The sequence below is a fragment of the Pseudomonas rhizophila genome (assembly GCF_003033885.1).
In the GTDB taxonomy this organism is placed as follows: Bacteria; Pseudomonadota; Gammaproteobacteria; order Pseudomonadales; family Pseudomonadaceae; genus Aquipseudomonas; species Aquipseudomonas rhizophila.
In genome coordinates, this window is the sequence record NZ_CP024081.1 from 643,803 (window position 1) to 661,239 (window position 17,437).

General features: G+C 59.6%; 15 protein-coding genes. 10 read left to right on the plus strand and 5 right to left on the minus strand.

Going from position 1 to position 17,437, the window contains the following annotated elements:
* Positions 1 to 5: 5 nt before the first annotated feature.
* The gene (locus CRX69_RS02915) at positions 6 to 656 is read right to left on the minus strand and encodes a TetR/AcrR family transcriptional regulator (RefSeq protein WP_047227433.1); all 651 of its coding nucleotides are present in this window, start codon (positions 654 to 656) and stop codon (positions 6 to 8) included.
* A 131-nt stretch (positions 657 to 787) separates the two neighbouring features.
* A complete protein-coding gene (locus tag CRX69_RS02920) occupies positions 788 to 1,708 on the minus strand; it encodes a LysR family transcriptional regulator (protein WP_047227434.1) in 921 nt (306 codons plus the stop codon).
* Positions 1,709 to 1,830: 122 nt separating this feature from the next.
* Here CRX69_RS02920 and aptA point away from each other — a divergent pair, with 122 nt between their 5' ends.
* From aptA to CRX69_RS02970, 9 genes are all read left to right on the plus strand, one after another.
* On the plus strand, positions 1,831 to 3,180 hold the full coding sequence (gene aptA / locus CRX69_RS02925; RefSeq protein ID WP_076386464.1) for an omega-aminotransferase AptA: 1,350 nt from the start codon (positions 1,831 to 1,833) through the stop codon (positions 3,178 to 3,180).
* A 72-nt stretch (positions 3,181 to 3,252) separates the two neighbouring features.
* Positions 3,253 to 4,746, plus strand: a complete 1,494-nt coding sequence (locus CRX69_RS02930) for a CoA-acylating methylmalonate-semialdehyde dehydrogenase (RefSeq protein WP_107321499.1) — start codon at positions 3,253 to 3,255, stop codon at positions 4,744 to 4,746.
* Positions 4,747 to 6,232: 1,486 nt separating this feature from the next.
* Positions 6,233 to 7,387: a mandelate racemase family protein gene (locus tag CRX69_RS02940; protein ID WP_047230519.1), complete on the plus strand. Its 1,155-nt coding sequence runs from the start codon at positions 6,233 to 6,235 to the stop codon at positions 7,385 to 7,387.
* A gap of 71 nt (positions 7,388 to 7,458) precedes the next feature.
* On the plus strand, positions 7,459 to 9,081 hold the full coding sequence (locus tag CRX69_RS02945; RefSeq protein ID WP_107321500.1) for an ABC transporter substrate-binding protein: 1,623 nt from the start codon (positions 7,459 to 7,461) through the stop codon (positions 9,079 to 9,081).
* Positions 9,082 to 9,115: 34 nt separating this feature from the next.
* A complete protein-coding gene (locus CRX69_RS02950; RefSeq protein ID WP_047230517.1) occupies positions 9,116 to 10,153 on the plus strand; it encodes an ABC transporter permease in 1,038 nt (345 codons plus the stop codon).
* Complete coding sequence (locus tag CRX69_RS02955; RefSeq protein WP_047230516.1) at positions 10,153 to 11,061, plus strand: ABC transporter permease; 909 nt, start codon at positions 10,153 to 10,155, stop codon at positions 11,059 to 11,061. The genes CRX69_RS02950 and CRX69_RS02955 overlap by 1 nt, the downstream gene beginning before the upstream one ends.
* Positions 11,062 to 11,072: 11 nt before the next feature.
* Entirely contained in the window at positions 11,073 to 11,912 is an 840-nt protein-coding gene (locus CRX69_RS02960) for an ABC transporter ATP-binding protein (RefSeq protein ID WP_076386261.1), read from the plus strand.
* 10 nt (positions 11,913 to 11,922) lie between these two features.
* On the plus strand, positions 11,923 to 12,690 hold the full coding sequence (locus tag CRX69_RS02965; RefSeq protein ID WP_047230514.1) for an ABC transporter ATP-binding protein: 768 nt from the start codon (positions 11,923 to 11,925) through the stop codon (positions 12,688 to 12,690).
* A 139-nt stretch (positions 12,691 to 12,829) separates the two neighbouring features.
* Positions 12,830 to 13,552, plus strand: coding sequence for an oligogalacturonate-specific porin KdgM family protein (locus CRX69_RS02970; RefSeq protein ID WP_047230513.1), 723 nt, complete (start codon positions 12,830 to 12,832; stop codon positions 13,550 to 13,552).
* Positions 13,553 to 13,657: 105 nt separating this feature from the next.
* Here the strand turns inward: CRX69_RS02970 and CRX69_RS02975 are convergent, their stop codons facing one another.
* Positions 13,658 to 14,401, minus strand: coding sequence for a FadR/GntR family transcriptional regulator (locus CRX69_RS02975; protein ID WP_047230512.1), 744 nt, complete (start codon positions 14,399 to 14,401; stop codon positions 13,658 to 13,660).
* A 97-nt stretch (positions 14,402 to 14,498) separates the two neighbouring features.
* Between CRX69_RS02975 and CRX69_RS02980 the strand changes: the two genes are divergently transcribed.
* On the plus strand, positions 14,499 to 15,212 hold the full coding sequence (locus tag CRX69_RS02980; RefSeq protein WP_047230511.1) for a FadR/GntR family transcriptional regulator: 714 nt from the start codon (positions 14,499 to 14,501) through the stop codon (positions 15,210 to 15,212).
* 646 nt (positions 15,213 to 15,858) lie between these two features.
* Here CRX69_RS02980 and CRX69_RS02985 read toward each other — a convergent pair.
* Together CRX69_RS02985 and CRX69_RS02990 are read right to left on the minus strand one after the other, a co-directional pair.
* Positions 15,859 to 16,275, minus strand: coding sequence for a VOC family protein (locus CRX69_RS02985; RefSeq protein WP_047227439.1), 417 nt, complete (start codon positions 16,273 to 16,275; stop codon positions 15,859 to 15,861).
* Between the two features lie 77 nt (positions 16,276 to 16,352).
* Positions 16,353 to 17,330 carry a hypothetical protein gene (locus CRX69_RS02990; RefSeq protein ID WP_157952113.1) on the minus strand — a complete coding sequence of 326 codons (978 nt, stop codon included), beginning with the start codon at positions 17,328 to 17,330 and terminating at the stop codon, positions 16,353 to 16,355.
* Positions 17,331 to 17,437 lie beyond the last annotated feature (107 nt).

Genomic DNA, 17,437 nt, shown 5'->3' on the forward strand with positions numbered 1-17,437 from the left:
GGGTCTTAAAAGGTTGGTTTCAGGCCGCAGCCCTTGAGAATGATGCGGATCAGGTTGTCGCCGGCATCGATCATGTCCTGCTTGGTCAGCTTGCTGCGACCGGTCACGCGGCAGATCTGGGTGGCGAAGTCGGCGTAATGCTGAGTACTTCCCCACAATAGAAAGATCAGGTGCACGGGGTCGATCGGGTCCATCTTGCCGGCATCGATCCAGGCCTGGAACACTGCCGCGCGGCCGTTGAACCAGGTGCGATAATCCTGGTTGAAATATTCAGTCAGGCATTCACCACCGCTGATCACCTCCATGGCGAAAAGCCGGGACGCCTGGGGATGGCGGCGGGAAAACTCCATTTTGGCGCGGATGTAGCGGGTCAGGGCTTCGGCCGGATCATCCTCGGCGGTGAGGGTATTAAAGGTGCTATCCCACAACTCGATGATGTTGCTCAGCACCGCCACGTACAACCCAAGCTTGTTGGTGAAGTAATAATGCAGGTTCGCCTTGGGCAGCCCGGCCTTCAAGGCAATGGCATTCATGCTGGTGCCTTTGAACCCGTGACGGGCGAATTCATCTTCGGCGGCCTTGAGGATGGTCTCTTCGTTTTTTTGACGAATGCGGCTGGTGGGCTTGCCACCGTGGGCAGGGACTTCAAAGGTCATGGGCGTTTCCGGGCTGGGTCTGTGGGGCAAGCAAATGCGTTGATAGCGCACCGGCAGCGATCCGACAAGTGCCATCATGCTAAAAGCCTTTCGCTGGGGGCAGGCTAACCCAGCCAATGTCGGACCAAGGGTTAGCGGGTTGCCGCCAGGCTCTGGAGAAAGCTCTCCAGCACCAGATGAGGCCGACGCCCCTTGCGCGTGACTGACGCCAGGCTCAAATCATAGAAACGGGCCGTGGGTTTGAGGGCGCGCAACCGTCCCTGCTGGACCCACAGGCTGGCGTAATGATCCGGCAGGTAACCGATGTAGCGCCCTGTAAGAATCAGGAACGCCATGCCTTCGCGGTCCGATGCACTGGCAGTGCAATTGAGTGCCTGGTAGTGGGCCTGGATCTCGGCGGGCAGGCGGAAGGTCGGGGCGATGGCATCCTGGCTGTTGAGGCGAGCGTCGTCCAGTTGTTGGTCATCCACATAAAACAACGGATGCCCGACCGCGCAATACAACAGCGAACGTTCGCTGTAGAGCGGTTGATACTCCAGCCCGGAAAGGGCACTGGCCTGAGGCACCACGCCGACATGCAGTCGGCCGTCGAGTACGCCTTGTTCGACTTCGTTGGGGGCGATCATGCGAATCTGAATCTGCACGTCTGGACCGCGTTCCTTCAATTGGGCCAGGGCATGGGTGATGCGCATGTGGGGCAGGGTGACGAGATTATCGGTCAGGCCGATGATCAATTCGCCGCGCAAGTGTTGATGCAGGCCGTTGACTTCGGTGCGAAAGCTTTCCAGTGCACTTAATAGTTGCAACGCCGATTGATAGACCTCGCGGCCTTCCTCCGTCAGGGAAAAGCCCGCCCGCCCGCGCTGGCACAACCGTAGGCCAAGACGCTGTTCAAGGTCGCTCATCTGCTGGCTGATGGCGGAGCGACCGATCCCAAGCACCGTCTCCGCTGCGGAGAATCCACCGCACTCCACCACGCTGCGAAAAATGCGCAACAGACGAATATCAAAGTCGCTGACCTGGGCCAGCGGATCGGGACGACGCGCGCTCATAGTTTAGTGATCCGCTGACTGAAGGTTAGAAAAGTTGGATTTCATCGACTTTATCGCCGTGGCAAGTTAGCTGCAAGAACGCCTTTGGATCCCTGTCGCTTCTCTCCTGCGAGGTTCTGTCGATGAACATGCCCGAACATGCTGCCGGCTCCCTGGCCAGCCAGCTCAAGCTTGATGCCCACTGGATGCCTTACACCGCCAACCGCAACTTCCAGCGCGATCCACGTCTGATCGTCGCCGCCGAAGGCAGTTGGCTGGTGGATGACAAAGGGCGCAAGGTCTACGACTCGCTGTCGGGCCTGTGGACGTGCGGCGCCGGGCACACCCGCAAGGAAATCCAGGAAGCAGTCGCCAAACAGCTGGGCACCCTCGACTACTCGCCGGGCTTCCAGTACGGCCACCCGCTGTCGTTCCAGCTGGCAGAAAAAATCACCAGCCTGACACCGGGCAACCTCAACCATGTGTTTTTCACCGACTCCGGTTCCGAGTGTGCCGATACCGCAGTGAAAATGGTCCGCGCCTACTGGCGTCTCAAGGGCCAGGCGACCAAGACCAAGATGATCGGCCGTGCTCGTGGTTACCATGGCGTGAATATCGCCGGTACCAGCCTGGGCGGCGTCAGCGGCAACCGCAAGTTGTTCGGCCAGGCGATGATGGACGTCGATCACTTGCCCCACACGTTGCTGGCAAGCAATGCCTATTCCCGTGGCATGCCAAAAGAGGGTGGTATCGCCTTGGCCGATGAGCTGTTGAAGCTGATCGAACTGCACGATGCCTCCAACATCGCCGCGGTGTTTGTTGAACCGATGGCCGGCTCCGCTGGCGTACTGGTGCCGCCTGAGGGTTATCTCAAGCGCCTGCGGGAAATCTGCGATCAGCACAGCATCTTGTTGGTGTTCGACGAGGTCATCACCGGGTTCGGCCGCACCGGTTCGATGTTCGGTGCCGATAGTTTCGGCGTGACCCCGGATCTCATGTGCATTGCCAAGCAGGTTACCAATGGCGCGATCCCCATGGGCGCGGTAATTGCCAGCTCCGAGATCTACCAGACGTTCATGAACCAGCCGACGCCTGAGTACGCAGTGGAATTCCCCCATGGCTACACCTATTCGGCGCATCCGGTGGCATGCGCGGCAGGCTTGGCGGCACTGGATCTGCTGCAAAAGGAAAACCTTGTACAAAGCGTGGCCGAGGTGGCTCCGCATTTCGAGAAGGCCTTGCATGGCCTGAAGGGGGCGAAGAACATCATCGACATCCGCAACTATGGCCTGGCCGGGGCAATCCAGATTGCGCCCCGCGATGGCGACGCGATCGTGCGCCCGTTCGAGGCTGGCATGGCGTTGTGGAAAAAGGGGTTCTACGTGCGTTTCGGCGGTGACACTCTGCAATTCGGGCCAACGTTCAACAGCAAGCCACAGGATCTGGATCGCTTGTTCGATGCGGTCGGTGAAGTGCTGAACAAACTCGACTGACGCGTCCCTCTATATAGCTTTCAATACGGGCGTCCGGCAGCGGGCGTCTGTGGATAACATTCTGGAGTCCCCATGAGCCTCATTGCGCATTTGATCAATGGCGAACTGTTGAGCGACAGCGCTCGTACCGCCGACGTGTTCAACCCTTCCACCGGCCAGGCGATTCATAAGGTGCCACTGGCCGATCGTGCGACGGTTCAGCAAGCTATCGACGCCGCCAAGGCGGCTTTCCCTGCCTGGCGCAGCACACCGGCGGCCAAACGAGCGCAGGTAATGTTCCGGTTCAAGCAGTTGTTGGAGCAGAACGAGTCGCGCATCGCCCAGTTGATTAGCGAAGAGCACGGCAAGACCCTGGAAGACGCGGCTGGAGAGCTTAAGCGCGGGATCGAGAACGTTGAATTCGCCTGCGCGGCACCGGAGATTCTGAAGGGCGAATACAGCCGTAACGTAGGACCGAACATCGACGCGTGGTCAGACTTCCAGCCCTTGGGCGTGGTGGCGGGCATCACGCCATTCAACTTCCCGGCGATGGTGCCGCTGTGGATGTACCCGCTGGCGATCGTTTGTGGCAACTGCTTCATCCTCAAACCGTCCGAGCGTGACCCTAGTTCGACGTTGCTGATCGCCCAATTGCTTCTGGAAGCCGGGCTGCCCAAAGGCGTGTTGAGCGTGGTGCATGGCGACAAAGCTGCAGTGGACGCACTGATCGAAGCGCCGGAGGTGAAGGCGCTGAGTTTTGTCGGCTCCACGCCGATTGCCGAATACATCTATGCCGAAGGCACCCGGCGCGGCAAACGCGTGCAGGCACTGGGTGGGGCGAAGAACCATGCGGTCTTGATGCCGGATGCGGATCTGGATAACGCCGTCAGTGCGCTGATGGGGGCGGCCTACGGTTCGTGCGGCGAACGCTGCATGGCGATCTCCGTGGCGGTGTGTGTGGGCGATCAGGTGGCGGATGCGCTGGTCGCCAAGCTGGTGCCGCAGATCCAGTCACTGAAAATCGGCGCGGGTACGTCGTGCGGACTGGACATGGGGCCATTGGTGACCGGTCAGCATCGCGACAAGGTCAGCGGCTATATAGAAGATGGCGTATCGGCGGGTGCGTCGCTGGTTGTCGATGGTCGCGGTTTGAGCGTGGCCGGGCATGAGGAGGGGTTCTTCCTGGGCGGCTGCCTGTTTGATCGCGTGACGCCTGAGATGCGCATCTATAAAGAAGAGATTTTCGGGCCGGTGCTGTGCATCGTCCGGGTCAACAGCCTGGAAGAGGCGATGCAACTGATCAACGATCACGAGTATGGCAACGGCACATGCATCTTTACCCGTGATGGTGAGGCGGCGCGGTTGTTCTGCGATGAAATCGAAGTCGGCATGGTAGGCGTCAACGTTCCTTTGCCGGTGCCCGTGGCCTACCACAGCTTCGGTGGGTGGAAGCGTTCGCTGTTTGGCGATCTGCATGCCTATGGTCCGGACGGGGTGCGCTTCTATACCCGTCGCAAGGCCATTACCCAGCGTTGGCCGCAGCGTGCCAGCCACGAGGCGTCACAGTTCGCCTTCCCGAGCTTGTAAGCGGTAGGTGGGTGAAGAGGCCGGTGTCTTTGGGCACCGGCCTCTGTGTTTGCGGGGGCTTTTGGCTGTTGTGACAGAAATATGAAAATAGGTGTTGACGGCAAATTCTGGACGTCTATAATTCGCCCCACTTCCGGCACAGTCGAAACGGAAAACTCCTTGAGTTTCAATGAGTTAAGCGGTTTTCGGCAGTGCAGGGCTTCAGGTCATCGAAGCTTGGGAAGCAGTTAGTGGGGCGGTTTTTCTGGCTCCGTTAACGATTCGATCTTCTCGATCGAAAGCGGTCAAAAAGAGGTGTTGACAGCAGCGAGTAACGCTGTAGAATTCGCCTCCCGCTAACGAGAGATCGGAAGCGCAAGTGGTTGAAGTTGCAGAGGAAACTTTGAAAACTTCTTAAAATAACCGCTTGACAGATACACAGAGCGCTGTAGAATGCGCGCCTCGGTTGAGACGAAAGGCTCAACCCACCGCTCTTTAACACGAATTTTGTGCCCGCCACAGATCCCCTGTGGGAGCGAGCCTGCTCGCGATGACGGCGGCCCATCCAACATCACCGGTTCAGACAGACCCCTATCGCGAGCAAGCTCGCTCCCACAGTTTTGATCGCGGTGTTCACAGATTCTATGCCCGCCACAGATCCCCTGTGGGAGCGAGCTTGCTCGCGATGACGGCGGCCCATCCAACATCACCGGTTCAGACAGACCCCTATCGCGAGCAAGCTCGCTCCCACAGTTTTTTGGTGGTGTTCACGAATTTTGTGCCCGCCACAGATCCCCTGTGGGAGCGAGCCTGCTCGCGATGACGGCGGCCCATCCAACATCACCGGTTCAGGCAGACCGCTATCGCGAGCAGGCTCGCTCCCACAGTTTTGATCGCGGTGTTCACAGATTCTATGCCCGCCACAGATCCCCTGTGGGAGCGAGCTTGCTCGCGATGACGGCGGCCCATCCAACATCACCGTTTCAGGCAGACCGTATCGCGAGCAGGCTCGCTCCCACAGTTTTGATCGGTGTGTTCACGAATTTTGTGCCCGCCACACATCCCCTGTGGGAGCGAGCTTGCTCGCGAAGACGGCGGCACATTCAACATCACCGTTTCAGGCAGACCGCTATCGCGAGCAAGCTCGCTCCCACAGTTTTGATTGGTGGTGTTCACGAGTTTTGTACCCGCCACACATCCCCTGCTCGCGATGACGGCGGCACATTCAGCACCACCGGTTCAAGCAGAGCGCTATCGCGAGCAGGCTCGTTCCCACAGTTTTGATCGCCGGTGTTCCGGTCTTTCCAAGTCCTACCTGGTAACGCTGTGGTATGACGACTTCTGTTGTTTATGATGTGAGAAATAACCTCTTCGCTATGGAAATCCCATCATATGTTGGTTTTTGTGTGATTTACCGGTTGACAGTCTGACGGAAACGTCCGAATAATCAGCTACGTTGTATGACGACATACAAATAAAAATCACAATACATGGTGTTCTTCCCCTTATGAGAATCACAGGCGTTCACGTCGAAGTCTTTTCCACCCCTTCGCGCCGCGCTCAAGACAGCGCCGGCCACGCTCATCCGGGCGAGGAGGTTCTGATCAAGATGGCCTTGCTGCGAATTGGCTGCGATGACGGCAGCGAGGGCTATGCCTTCGGTCCGCCTGAGTTGGTTCGTCCGCACATCATCGAGTCCTTTGTGCGCAAGGTGCTGATCGGCCGGGACCCAATGGACCGCGAAAGCATCTGGCAAGACTTGGCGCACTGGCAGCGCGGCAGCGCCGGGCAGTTCACCGACCGCGCGTTGGCGCTGGTGGAACAAGCGCTGTGGGACCTGGCCGGGCGCAAGCTCAAGTTGCCGGTACACAAGCTGATTGGCGGCTATCGCGACAAAGTGCCGGCGTACGGTTCGACGATGTGTGGCGATGATCTGCCGGGGGGCTTGTCCACGCCGGACGAGTACGGCCAGTTCGCCGAAAAGCTGGTCCAGCGCGGCTACAAGGCCATCAAGTTGCACACCTGGATGCCGCCGATTTCCTTCGCCCCGAATCCGCAGATGGACATCCAAGCCTGCGCCGCCGTGCGTGAGGCAGTCGGTCCGGACATCGCGCTGATGCTCGACGGCTACCACTGGTACAGCCGCATGGACGCGCTGACCATTGGCAGGGCGCTCGAGCAACTCAATTTCGCCTGGTTCGAAGAACCGATGATGGAAGATTCCGCTGAGTCCTATGCCTGGCTGGCGGCCAATCTGGACATCCCGGTACTGGGCCCGGAAAGCATCGCCGGCAAGTTCCACAGCCGCGCCAGTTGGGTCACCCATAAGTCCTGTGACATCCTGCGCGCGGGCGTGGCCGGGGTCGGGGGGATCGGGCCGTGCCTGAAGGTGGCGCACCTGGCCGAGTCGTTCGGCATGGACTGTGAAGTCCACGGCAATGGCGCGGCGAACCTGGCTGTAGTCGGTGCAATCAGCAATTGCCGCTGGTACGAGCGCGGCCTGCTGCATCCCTTCCTCGACTACGAAGAAGTCCCTGCGCACCTCAATAGCATTGTCGACCCGATGGACGCCGACGGTTTTGTGCACCTGTCTGATCGGCCTGGGTTGGGCGAGGACATCAACTTCGCGTATATCGAGGCCAATACCTTGTCTCGACATTGATCGCGCACCACGTCCGCGGCCGATAGCTGCCCGGACGACAAGTCTTTATAAATATAAGAAAGGACTGAACCATGAAACTCTGGCCCAAGCGCCTGACCAGGCTGCTGTGTGTCACCGTGGCCCTGTGCACAGTGCAGGTGCCCGTCAGCCTGGCTCAAGGCGAAACGCCCGCCGACCAATTGGTGGTGGGCATGAGCATGATCAACCTGCTGTCCCTGGACCCCGCCGCGGCAACCGGCCTGGAGGTCGCCGAGGTTAACGCCAACGTTTATGACATGCTCCTGGAGCAGGACGCGGCGCAACCGGACACGCTGATCCCGGCCCTGGCGAAAACCTGGGAGGTCAGCCCCGACCGCATGCGCCTGACCTTCCAGTTGCGCGATGACGTGCGTTTTCACTCCGGCGCACCGCTCACCGCGCAAGACGTCGCCTGGTCGCTACAACGGGTGGTCACCCTCAACCGCGCCCTGGCTTCGACCTGGAAAGCCTACGGTTTCACCGCCGACAACGTCAGCAAACTGATGCGCGCCGAAGGGCCGCATACCTTTGTCATGGACCTGCCGCGCAGCACCGACCCGATGCTGGTGCTTAACACTCTGGCGACCTCTCCCAGCGCCTTCATCATTGATCGCTCGGTCGCTTTGCAACATCAGGTCGGTGATGATCAGGGCGCCGCGTGGCTGGCGACCCACACAGCCGGCTCCGGTGCCTTCAAGCTCGACATCTGGCGCGCCAACGACGTGATTCTGATGAGTCGTCATGACGACTATTGGCGCGGCCCCGCGAAGTTGCGCCGGGTGATCATGCGCAACATGACCGAGTCCCAGGCCTTGCGCCTGATGGTCGAGCGCGGTGACCTGGACGTCGCCCGAGGCATGGCGGCCACCGACATCAAGGCGCTGGGCAAGGTCGATGAGGTACGCATCCAGAGCATCGCCCGTGGCACGCTGTATTATGTGGCGATGAGCATGCAACAGCCGCTGTTCCAGGACATCCGCGTGCGCCAAGCCATCCGCCTGCTGATCGACTACCAGGGCATCAACGATGTGGTGATGCCGCACTACGGGGTGATCAATCAGCGGCCGATGCAACTGGGGCTGCCGGCACGCCTGGAAGATCCTGGCTATCGCCTGGATGTGGCCGAGGCCAAGCGTCTGCTGGCAGCGGCGGGGCACGCCGAAGGCTTCAAGGTGAGCATCCGCTCGCTGACCGATCCGCCGTTCATCAACATCGCCACCAGCCTGCAAGCGACACTGGCCCAGGCAGGTATCCAGGCCACGATCATCACCGGCACGGGAAATCAGATTTACGGTGCAATGCGCGACCGCCAGTTCGACATCCTCGTCGGTCGTGGTGGTGGCGGGGCGGAGCGTCATCCGCATTCAAGCCTGCGGGCCCTGGTCTACAACCCGGACAACCGCACCGAAGCCAAGCTGAGCAACTTCCAGGGCTGGCGCACCTCGTTCTTCAACCCGCAGCTCAATCAGTTGATCGAGCAGGCCGAGCGCGAGCAAGACCCCGAGCGCCAGCGGGAAATGTACGCGCAGATCCAGACCCTCTACGACCAGCAGGCCGGAGCAATCATGCCGGTTTCACAGATGGTCGACGAAGTGGTGATCCACGCCGACGTGCGCAACTACATCGGCCATACCGCCGCCACCACACGTCTTCGGGACGTTTACAAGCAGCGCTGAAATCGACGGCCGCAGGGCCAAGGCAGGAATGAACATGTCGACTGCATCCTTTTCAATCTGGACATCCCGGGTCGCTTCGGCGTCCCGGCGCAGCGGGTCGGTGGCGGTGACGCTGCTGGGGCTGCTGCTACTGACCTTTTTCATCGGACGGGTCATGCCCCTGGACCCGGTGCTGGCCATCGTCGGCCCGGACGCTGACGCCTCGGCCTACGCCCAGGTGTATCAAGAGCTAGGCCTGGACAAACCGTTGTGGACGCAGTTCGCGATCTACCTCGGCGACCTGCTGCACGGTGACTTCGGCATGGCCTTGCTGACCGGCAACCCGGTCATCACCGACATCGCCCGGGTCTTCCCAGCCACTTTGGAACTGGCCACCCTGGCCATTCTGTTCGGCGTGTTGGCGGGCTTGCCGCTGGGCGTCTACGCGGCGACACATCAGGGGCGTGCCGGGGACCATATCGCGCGGTTGATCACGCTGTTCGGCTACTCCACGCCGATTTTCTGGATCGGCATGATGGCCTTCCTGGTGTTCTACGCCTGGCTGGGTTGGGCCGGTGGCGTCGGGCGCATCGGCCTGGCCTATGACGGGCTGATCCCCAAACACACCGGGCTGCTGTTGATCGATACCGCCTGGTCCGGCGATTGGGAGGCCTTTCGCAGCGCGTTGCGCCACATCCTGCTGCCGGCGGTGATCCTCAGTTTCAACTCGGTGGCTTACATCAGCCGCATGACCCGCAGCTTCATGCTCGAGCAGCTGTCCCAGGAGTACATCATCACCGCCCGGGTCAAGGGTTTGTCCCAGCGGCGAATCGTCTGGGGCCATGCCTTCGGCAACATCCGCGTGCAGCTGTTGACCATCGTTGCGCTGGCCTACGGCGGGCTGTTGGAAGGCGCGGTGCTGATCGAAACCGTGTTTGCCTGGCCGGGCTTCGGTCAGTACCTGACCAGCAGTTTGCTCCTCGGTGACATGAACGCGGTGATGGCCTGTGTCCTGCTGATCGGCCTCATCTTCGTGACGCTGAACCTGATCAGCGACGCGCTGTACAAGATCTTCGACCCGAGGACTCGCTAATGAACCTGCCTCTTGCTTCCAGCGCAGCCGGCAGTGCCGCGCTGCCATCTTCAAGTACGGCAGCGATGGCCGTCAGTGCCTTGCGCCTGCTGCGTTTCCTGCTGCGCAACCCGATGACCTTTGCCGGCCTGATCGTCGTCTCGACCCTGATGCTGGTCGCGGTTTTCGCGCCATGGATTGCCGGTCACGATCCGCTGTTGCAGAACCTTGCCGGGGCGTTGCAAGCACCCAGCAGCGTCCACTGGTTCGGCACTGACGAATACGGTCGCGATGTCTTCGCCCGCTTGGTTTACGGCTCGCGCATCACCCTGTACATCGTTTTGCTGGTGACCGTGATTGTCGGGCCAATCGGCTTGCTGGTGGGCACGGTGTCCGGTTACTTCGGCGGTTGGGTCGACAGCCTGTTCATGCGCATCACCGACATCTTCATCTCGTTTCCCAGCCTGGTCCTGGCGCTGGCGTTCATCGCCGCCCTCGGCCCGGGCCTTGAGCATGCGGTGATCGCCATCGCACTGACTGCCTGGCCGCCGATTGCCCGACTCGCCCGCGCTGAAACCCTGCCGCTGCGCAACGCTGACTTCGTCGTGGCGGTGCAGCTTCAAGGCGCGTCGAGTACCCGGGTCATCCTGCGCCACATCATTCCAATGTGCCTGTCCTCGGTGATCATCCGCCTGACCATGAACATGGCGAGCATCATTCTCACCGCCGCCGCCCTGGGCTTTCTCGGCCTCGGCGCCCAGGCACCGTTGCCGGAATGGGGTGCCATGATCTCGACCGGACGGCGCTACATGCTCGAAAGCTGGTGGCTGGTGGCGGCGCCCGGTGCGGCGATCATGCTGGTCAGCCTGGCCTTCAACCTGTTGGGCGACGGTTTGCGCGACGTCCTTGACCCACGTAGCCAATCCTGAGGAGCAGCCCCATGACTGAGATAAAACTTGCCGTACAGGACTTGTGTGTGGAGTTTCGCAACGCCGGCAAAATCTCCCGGGCGGTGCGTGACGTGTCGTTCACTTTGGGCCGGGAAAAACTCGCCATCGTTGGTGAATCCGGCTCGGGCAAGTCCACCGTTGGCCGCAGTCTCTTGCGCTTGCATCCGCCGACGGCGCGAGTCACCGCCAAGACGTTGCGTTTTGCCGATATCGACTTGCTGGCCGCCAGCGAAAAGCAGATCCAGGCGATTCGCGGTGCGCGCATGTCGATGATCATGCAAGACCCCAAGTACTCGCTGAACCCGGTGGTGCGGGTCGGCGAACAAATCGCCGAGGCCTATCTGGCCCATCACAAAGTGCCCCATCGCGAGGCCCGCGAACGCGCCCTGGACATGCTCGCCAAGGTACACATTCGCGACCCGCAGCGGGTCTACGACCTGTACCCCCATGAAGTCTCGGGCGGCATGGGCCAGCGGATCATGATCGCCATGATGGTGATCACCGACCCCCAGGTGATCATCGCCGACGAACCCACTTCTGCCCTGGATGTGTCGGTGCGCCGGCAGGTGCTCAACGTGCTGGAGGAGTTGGTCAGCGAGCGCGACCTCGGGCTGATTTTCATCAGCCACGATTTGAATCTCGTGCGGAATTTCTGTGACCGCGTGCTGGTGATGTACGCCGGCCGTGTGGTCGAGTCGATTGCCGCCGCCGACCTGGATCAAGCCAGCCATCCCTATACCCGTGGCCTGCTGGCCGCACTGCCGAGCCTGGATCATCGGCGCGCCACGCTGCCGGTGTTGCAGCGTGACCCGCAGTGGTTGAATGCTTGAGGAGCCTGTCATGAGCATGATTGAAATCGCCGGCCTGAACCTTTGTTTTGGCACCGGCGCGGCACTGAACGCGGTATTGCACGACGTCGATTTGAGTGTTGCCGAAGGCGAGGCATTCGGCCTGGTAGGGGAGTCCGGTTCGGGCAAGACCACCGTGCTGCGCTGTCTGGCCGGGCAGTATCAGCATTGGACCGGGCAACTGCAGATCGCCGGCCAGGCCGTGATCCGCAACCTGCCGCTGAACCACTATCGTACGGTGCAGATGGTGTTCCAGGATCCCTACGCCTCGCTGCATCCGCGCTACACCATTGATGCCGCGTTGCAGGAACCGTTGCGCATCCACGGCATCGACGGGCGTGCGCAGAAGGTCAGCGAGATCCTGCGCAAGGTCGGCTTGAACGACAGCTTCCGTTTTCGTTACCCGCATCAATTATCCGGTGGCCAACGCCAGCGCGTGGCGATCGCCCGTGCGTTGATCCTGCGTCCGCGGGTGCTGTTGCTGGACGAGCCGACCTCGGCGTTGGATGTCTCGGTGCAGGCGGAAATCCTCAACCTGCTGGCCGACTTGCGCCGCCAGGAAGGCCTGACCTACCTGATGGTGACCCACGATCTGGCGGTGGTTGCGCACTTATGCGATCGGGTCGCGGTGATGCAGCAGGGCAGGGTGGTGGAGACGCTCGACAGTCAGCTTCTGGCGAGTGACGGTGCCACGCACGCGTACACCCGTTTGCTGGTGCAGGCCAGTCGCGACATACAAGGCATCCCTGTCGCCGTTTGAATTAAACCCTGATTCATCAGTTGCACTTGTTTTAACCCGTAAAAGACGTTGAACCCCAGGTTTCAATGCCGCGCACGCGCTCGCCTGTGATTTAGCGTTTAACCCAACTAACCCGTTCAACCAACAAGAATAAAAAAACATGAAAAAGACATTGGTAATACTTTCTCTCGCTTCCTTGTTTACTTCGGTTATTGCCCAGGCCGATACCGGCTATATCAATGTACGCCACCAATATGCGGAAAAAAGTCGTATGCATGCCGACCGTGCCAAGTTTGGTATTCGGCTGGACAGTGGCCTGGGTCTGGAGGGTGAACTCAAATACAAGACCGCCGGTGACCGGCAAGACGTCGCCTTCGACAATACCGTCGGCAGCGGTCATGAATTTACCGTCAACTACCAGCACAAGATCAATGATCGCTGGATGCTGACGCCCTCGTTGGCCTTGGACAGCGACGAAGAATCCACCACCTACAAGCTGGGCCTGCGCCTGGGTTACCGCGTGACCAAAGAGTTGAGCATCGCCGGTCGCTACCGTTTGGATTCAGCCAAACTGGACCGCGACAAGATCGACCGTGACGTGCCGCATAATGGGCAGGACGATCAGACGGTCAATCGTTACGATATTTATATCAACTATGGCCCCCAAGGACCGTGGGCCTATGAATATCAGTTGACTTACTTCGATGCCGACTACATTCGCTATAACGGCGGCACCGACGACTATGAGCAGAACGCCGTGGTCAAATACCAGTGGGATAAACGCTGGGCGCCGTTCTTTGAAGTGGGTGATATTAAAGTCAACTCGGTCGACAGCGATCGCCAGTTGCGGCTGCGGGTCGGTGTTAAATACAGCTTCTTCTAAATTGTAGGAGCGAGCCTGCTGGCGATAGCGTCGGATCAGTTGGCATTCATGTTGACTGACCCACTGCCTTCGCGAGCAGGCTCGCTCCCACAGAATCAGTGGGCATTATTCGTTGTAAAAAGCCTGGCGTTGTTGAGTTTCACACAGGCGCATGCGGCTATTGCTCAAATGCAGGTACATGGCCGCCCGCGCTGCGTCGACATTACCACTGGCGATGGCGTCGAAGATCTGTTGATGTTCGGCGTTGATCCCCTGCAGGTAGGCGCTGCGATCACTCTGCCCGGAATAGGCGGAGTTCATCCGGGTACGTGGGATCAGCTTGGTACCCAGGTGCTTCATGATGTCGATCAGGTAGTAATTGCCAGCGGCCTTGGCGATTTTCAGATGGAACTGGAAATCGGCATTGATGGTGGTGCCGGACTTTTCCGGGCCTTGCAGCAACGCTTCCAGCGCCTGGGCCAGTTCGGCCAGGGCTTGGGGCGTGGCGCGCTCGGCAGCCATGCCGGCGGCCTGGACTTCCAGGCTCAGGCGAAACTCCAGCAGGTTGAGCACATCCGACAACGTGGCAATCGTCGCCGGCCCGAGGGTAAAGCCCTCCGGCGCCGGCATGTCCAGGACAAAGGTGCCGACCCCATGCCGCGTCTCCACCAGCCCCGCCGCCTGCAAGCGCGACAGCGCTTCACGCACCACCGAACGACTGACGCCCTCGGCTTCCATGATATGCACTTCGGTGGGGAGCTTTTCGCCGCGCTTGAGAATGCCTTCACGCATGCGCTGGGCAAAGCGGTCCACCAGTGTTTCGGCGAGGCGGCGCGGTTTATTCAATGGAGATAACGCTTGATCCGTCATCGGCTTGCTCTAGTGTGATCAGCCGGCATTATAGTGCGTTTCGACGTTAGGTCGCGGCTATAATGCCGCGATCGTCTGGCTTTAATGGATAGGTGCAATGGACCGTGTCACACCCGATCGACGCCTGAGCATGACCCAGCAACTGGTGGTCGATCTGACGCAGCAGATACTGGCCGGCGAACTGCCCGCAGGCAGCAAACTGCCGACCGAGCAGGTCATCATCAAGGACCGTGGCGTCAGTCGTACGGTGGTTCGCGAAGCCATGTCGCGGTTGCAGGCCGAAGGCCTGGTGGAAACGCGTCACGGCATCGGCACCTTCGTGGTCGACACTGCTCGCCCGGGGGATTTCCAGGGCAGCAAGCACGTCAAGGGTGGCGCGTACGACGCGCTGGCGGTGATCGAATTGCGCCAGAGCCTGGAAGTCGAAGCCGCTGGCATCGCCGCCCAACGCGCTACGCCGCAGCAGTTACTGGCGATGCGTGAAGCGCTGGATGTGGCGAACGCTTCTGAAGCCGCGGATGCCGAAAGCGCCCAGGTGGATTTCGAATTTCATTTACAGATCGCCCAGTGCACCGGCAACAGCTTCTTTATCGATGCCATGGCCCATGTGGGCAATACGTTGATCGCGGTGGTTCAACAGGCCGGGCCAGCTGTCACGGCTGAGAATCGCGCCTTGGTGATTCGTGAGCGCGAGCAGATCTACGCAGCGTTGGCGCGCCATGATGCCGAAGCGGCCCGGGCTTCGATGCGGTTGCATTTGATCAACATGCTGCAGCGGGTGCGGGGAGCGGTTGAGTCGACGACGCAATAACCTCCACAAAACCTGTGTCCACCACACCCCCCTGTGGGAGCGGGCTTGCTCGCGAAGACGGCGACCCATCCAACATCACCGTTTCAGACAGACCGCCATCGCGAGCAGGCTCGCTCCCACAGTTTTGATTGACGGTGTTCACGAATTTTGTGCCCGCCACAGATCCCCTGTGGGAGCGAGCCTGCTCGCGATGACGGCGGCACATTCAGCATCACCGGTTCAGACAGACCGCTATCGCGAGCAAGCTCGCTCCCACAGTTTTGATTGGTGGTGTTCACGAATTTTGTGCCCGCCACAGAACCCCTGTGGGAACGAGCCTGCTCGCGATGACGGTGGCCCATCCAACATCACCGTTTCAGGCAGACCGCTATCGCGAGCAGGCTCGCTCCCACAGTTTTGATTGGTGGTGTTCACGAATTTTGTGCCCGCCCCACATCCCCTGTGGGAGCGAGCCTGCTCGCGATGACGGCGGCCCATCAAACATCACCGGTTCAGACAGACCGCTATCGCGAGCAGGCTCGCTCCCACAGTTTTGATTGGTGGTGTTCACGAATTTTGTGCCCGTCACACATCCCCCTGTGGGAGCGAGCTTGCTCGCGATGACGGCGGCCCATTCAACATCACTGGCCCAGACAGACCAAGAAGCTCAGGGCTCCAGCGCTGGGCCCTTCAACTCAATCTGATTGCCATCCGGATCGAAGCAGTAGATCGACCAGCCTTTCCCCTCCGCGCCATAGCGCATCTGCGCTTTCTCAACGCTCAGGCCGGCTGAGGCCAAATGAGCGATGAGGGCTTGTTCATCAAACGGTTCGATGCGCAGACAGAGGTGGTCGACGTTGTGCCCTTGCTTGCCAGCCGCCGGCCCACCCGCGCGACCCAACGGCCCGTCGACAGCAACCAGATCAATCATCGAAACACCGGTGCTGAGGTGAATCATTCCAAGATCGTCCCGGCGCTTCTTCAGCTCGCAACCAAGCACCGACGTATAGAAAGCGAGGCTGCGCTCGATGTCTTTTACGCGCAGGACGATGTGGTCGATGTGTTGGATCGTGAAGTTCCTCATACGGGCCTCCTGTTCAGTGCTAGCCGCTAACGGGTTACTTCACCTTAGCTACCCATGCAGGAATGTCGTCGTAAAAGTCAGCTCTGCTGTGCCTGATTAACATCCTCTTGCGCACCGGATGATGCCTGGGGCCCATGACTTAAAAAAATTTTGTTTGCCCTTTGGGACCAACTCAGGAAAACCTCCTCGATACGATTGCACTCCGGCTCATCCAGATACATATGAAAAATCCCATGGGCCAGATACTCGGTGACGCCAATGAGTTTTTCAGTTTCTGTGTAGGTGGCGTTTTTTACGCAAGGAGGGTACTTGATCGTCGATTTTGCGCCGGAGCCGGGCGCCGTTCGTTGACTTTCGATATTCCAGCCTGTCTTCAAATCAGCCAATAACACTTTGATCGAGGCGCAGAATTCGGATGTCAGCAGGGCGAGAACTGCATCCCTATGCTCAAAGGGGGGAATTTTTTCCAGTTGCTCTACAAATGCTTCCAGTTGCCGAAGCTGTACGCGAATGTCGGCAGCCTTGAAACCCAGTGACCGCCATTGTTTGCCGCCTGTTATTTTCAGGTCGGGCTCGCCCTTGCGCGGGCCGATATCCTTGGCTGACAGACTCTTGTCATAGGCATTCTCACGCACGTAGCTGAAGCTCATGAACGCGCGAAGCACGATCTGGTAGATCGCCCTGGTGGTTTCTATCTTCTCTTGGTTGACTCTTTGGGCTTCACGTCTGTGATCTTCTGCTCGTTCCCGTCTGCTTCTTTCCTGGGCATTTCGGCCTTCATGCCGGGATACGAGTATTGCCACGATGATTGCGTAGATGCTGCCGATGCCTTGAAGCCACGCGGGAAGATCCTTGCTGCCCCAAATCAGTACCGCAGACATGACTATGATGAAGGACGTGGCAATGGTGCCGTACATGAACAACTGAGAGTCTTGATTCGATTTTTGATGGGCTTTGCTCAAGGTCTTCGTGATGCCCAGGACAAGCAAGCAGGATAAAACGATGATGAAAAACGTAGCACGTTGCCCGATGGCGTCGGCGGTGAGGAGGGTCATGAGCTGATCTTCGTTGTGACGCTCAGAGGGGCGGGCGTTCCAGGCATTTTCGGGCTTCCTTGAGGATTGATGGCTCAATGCTATCCTCTGGGTCTTCATTCGGACAA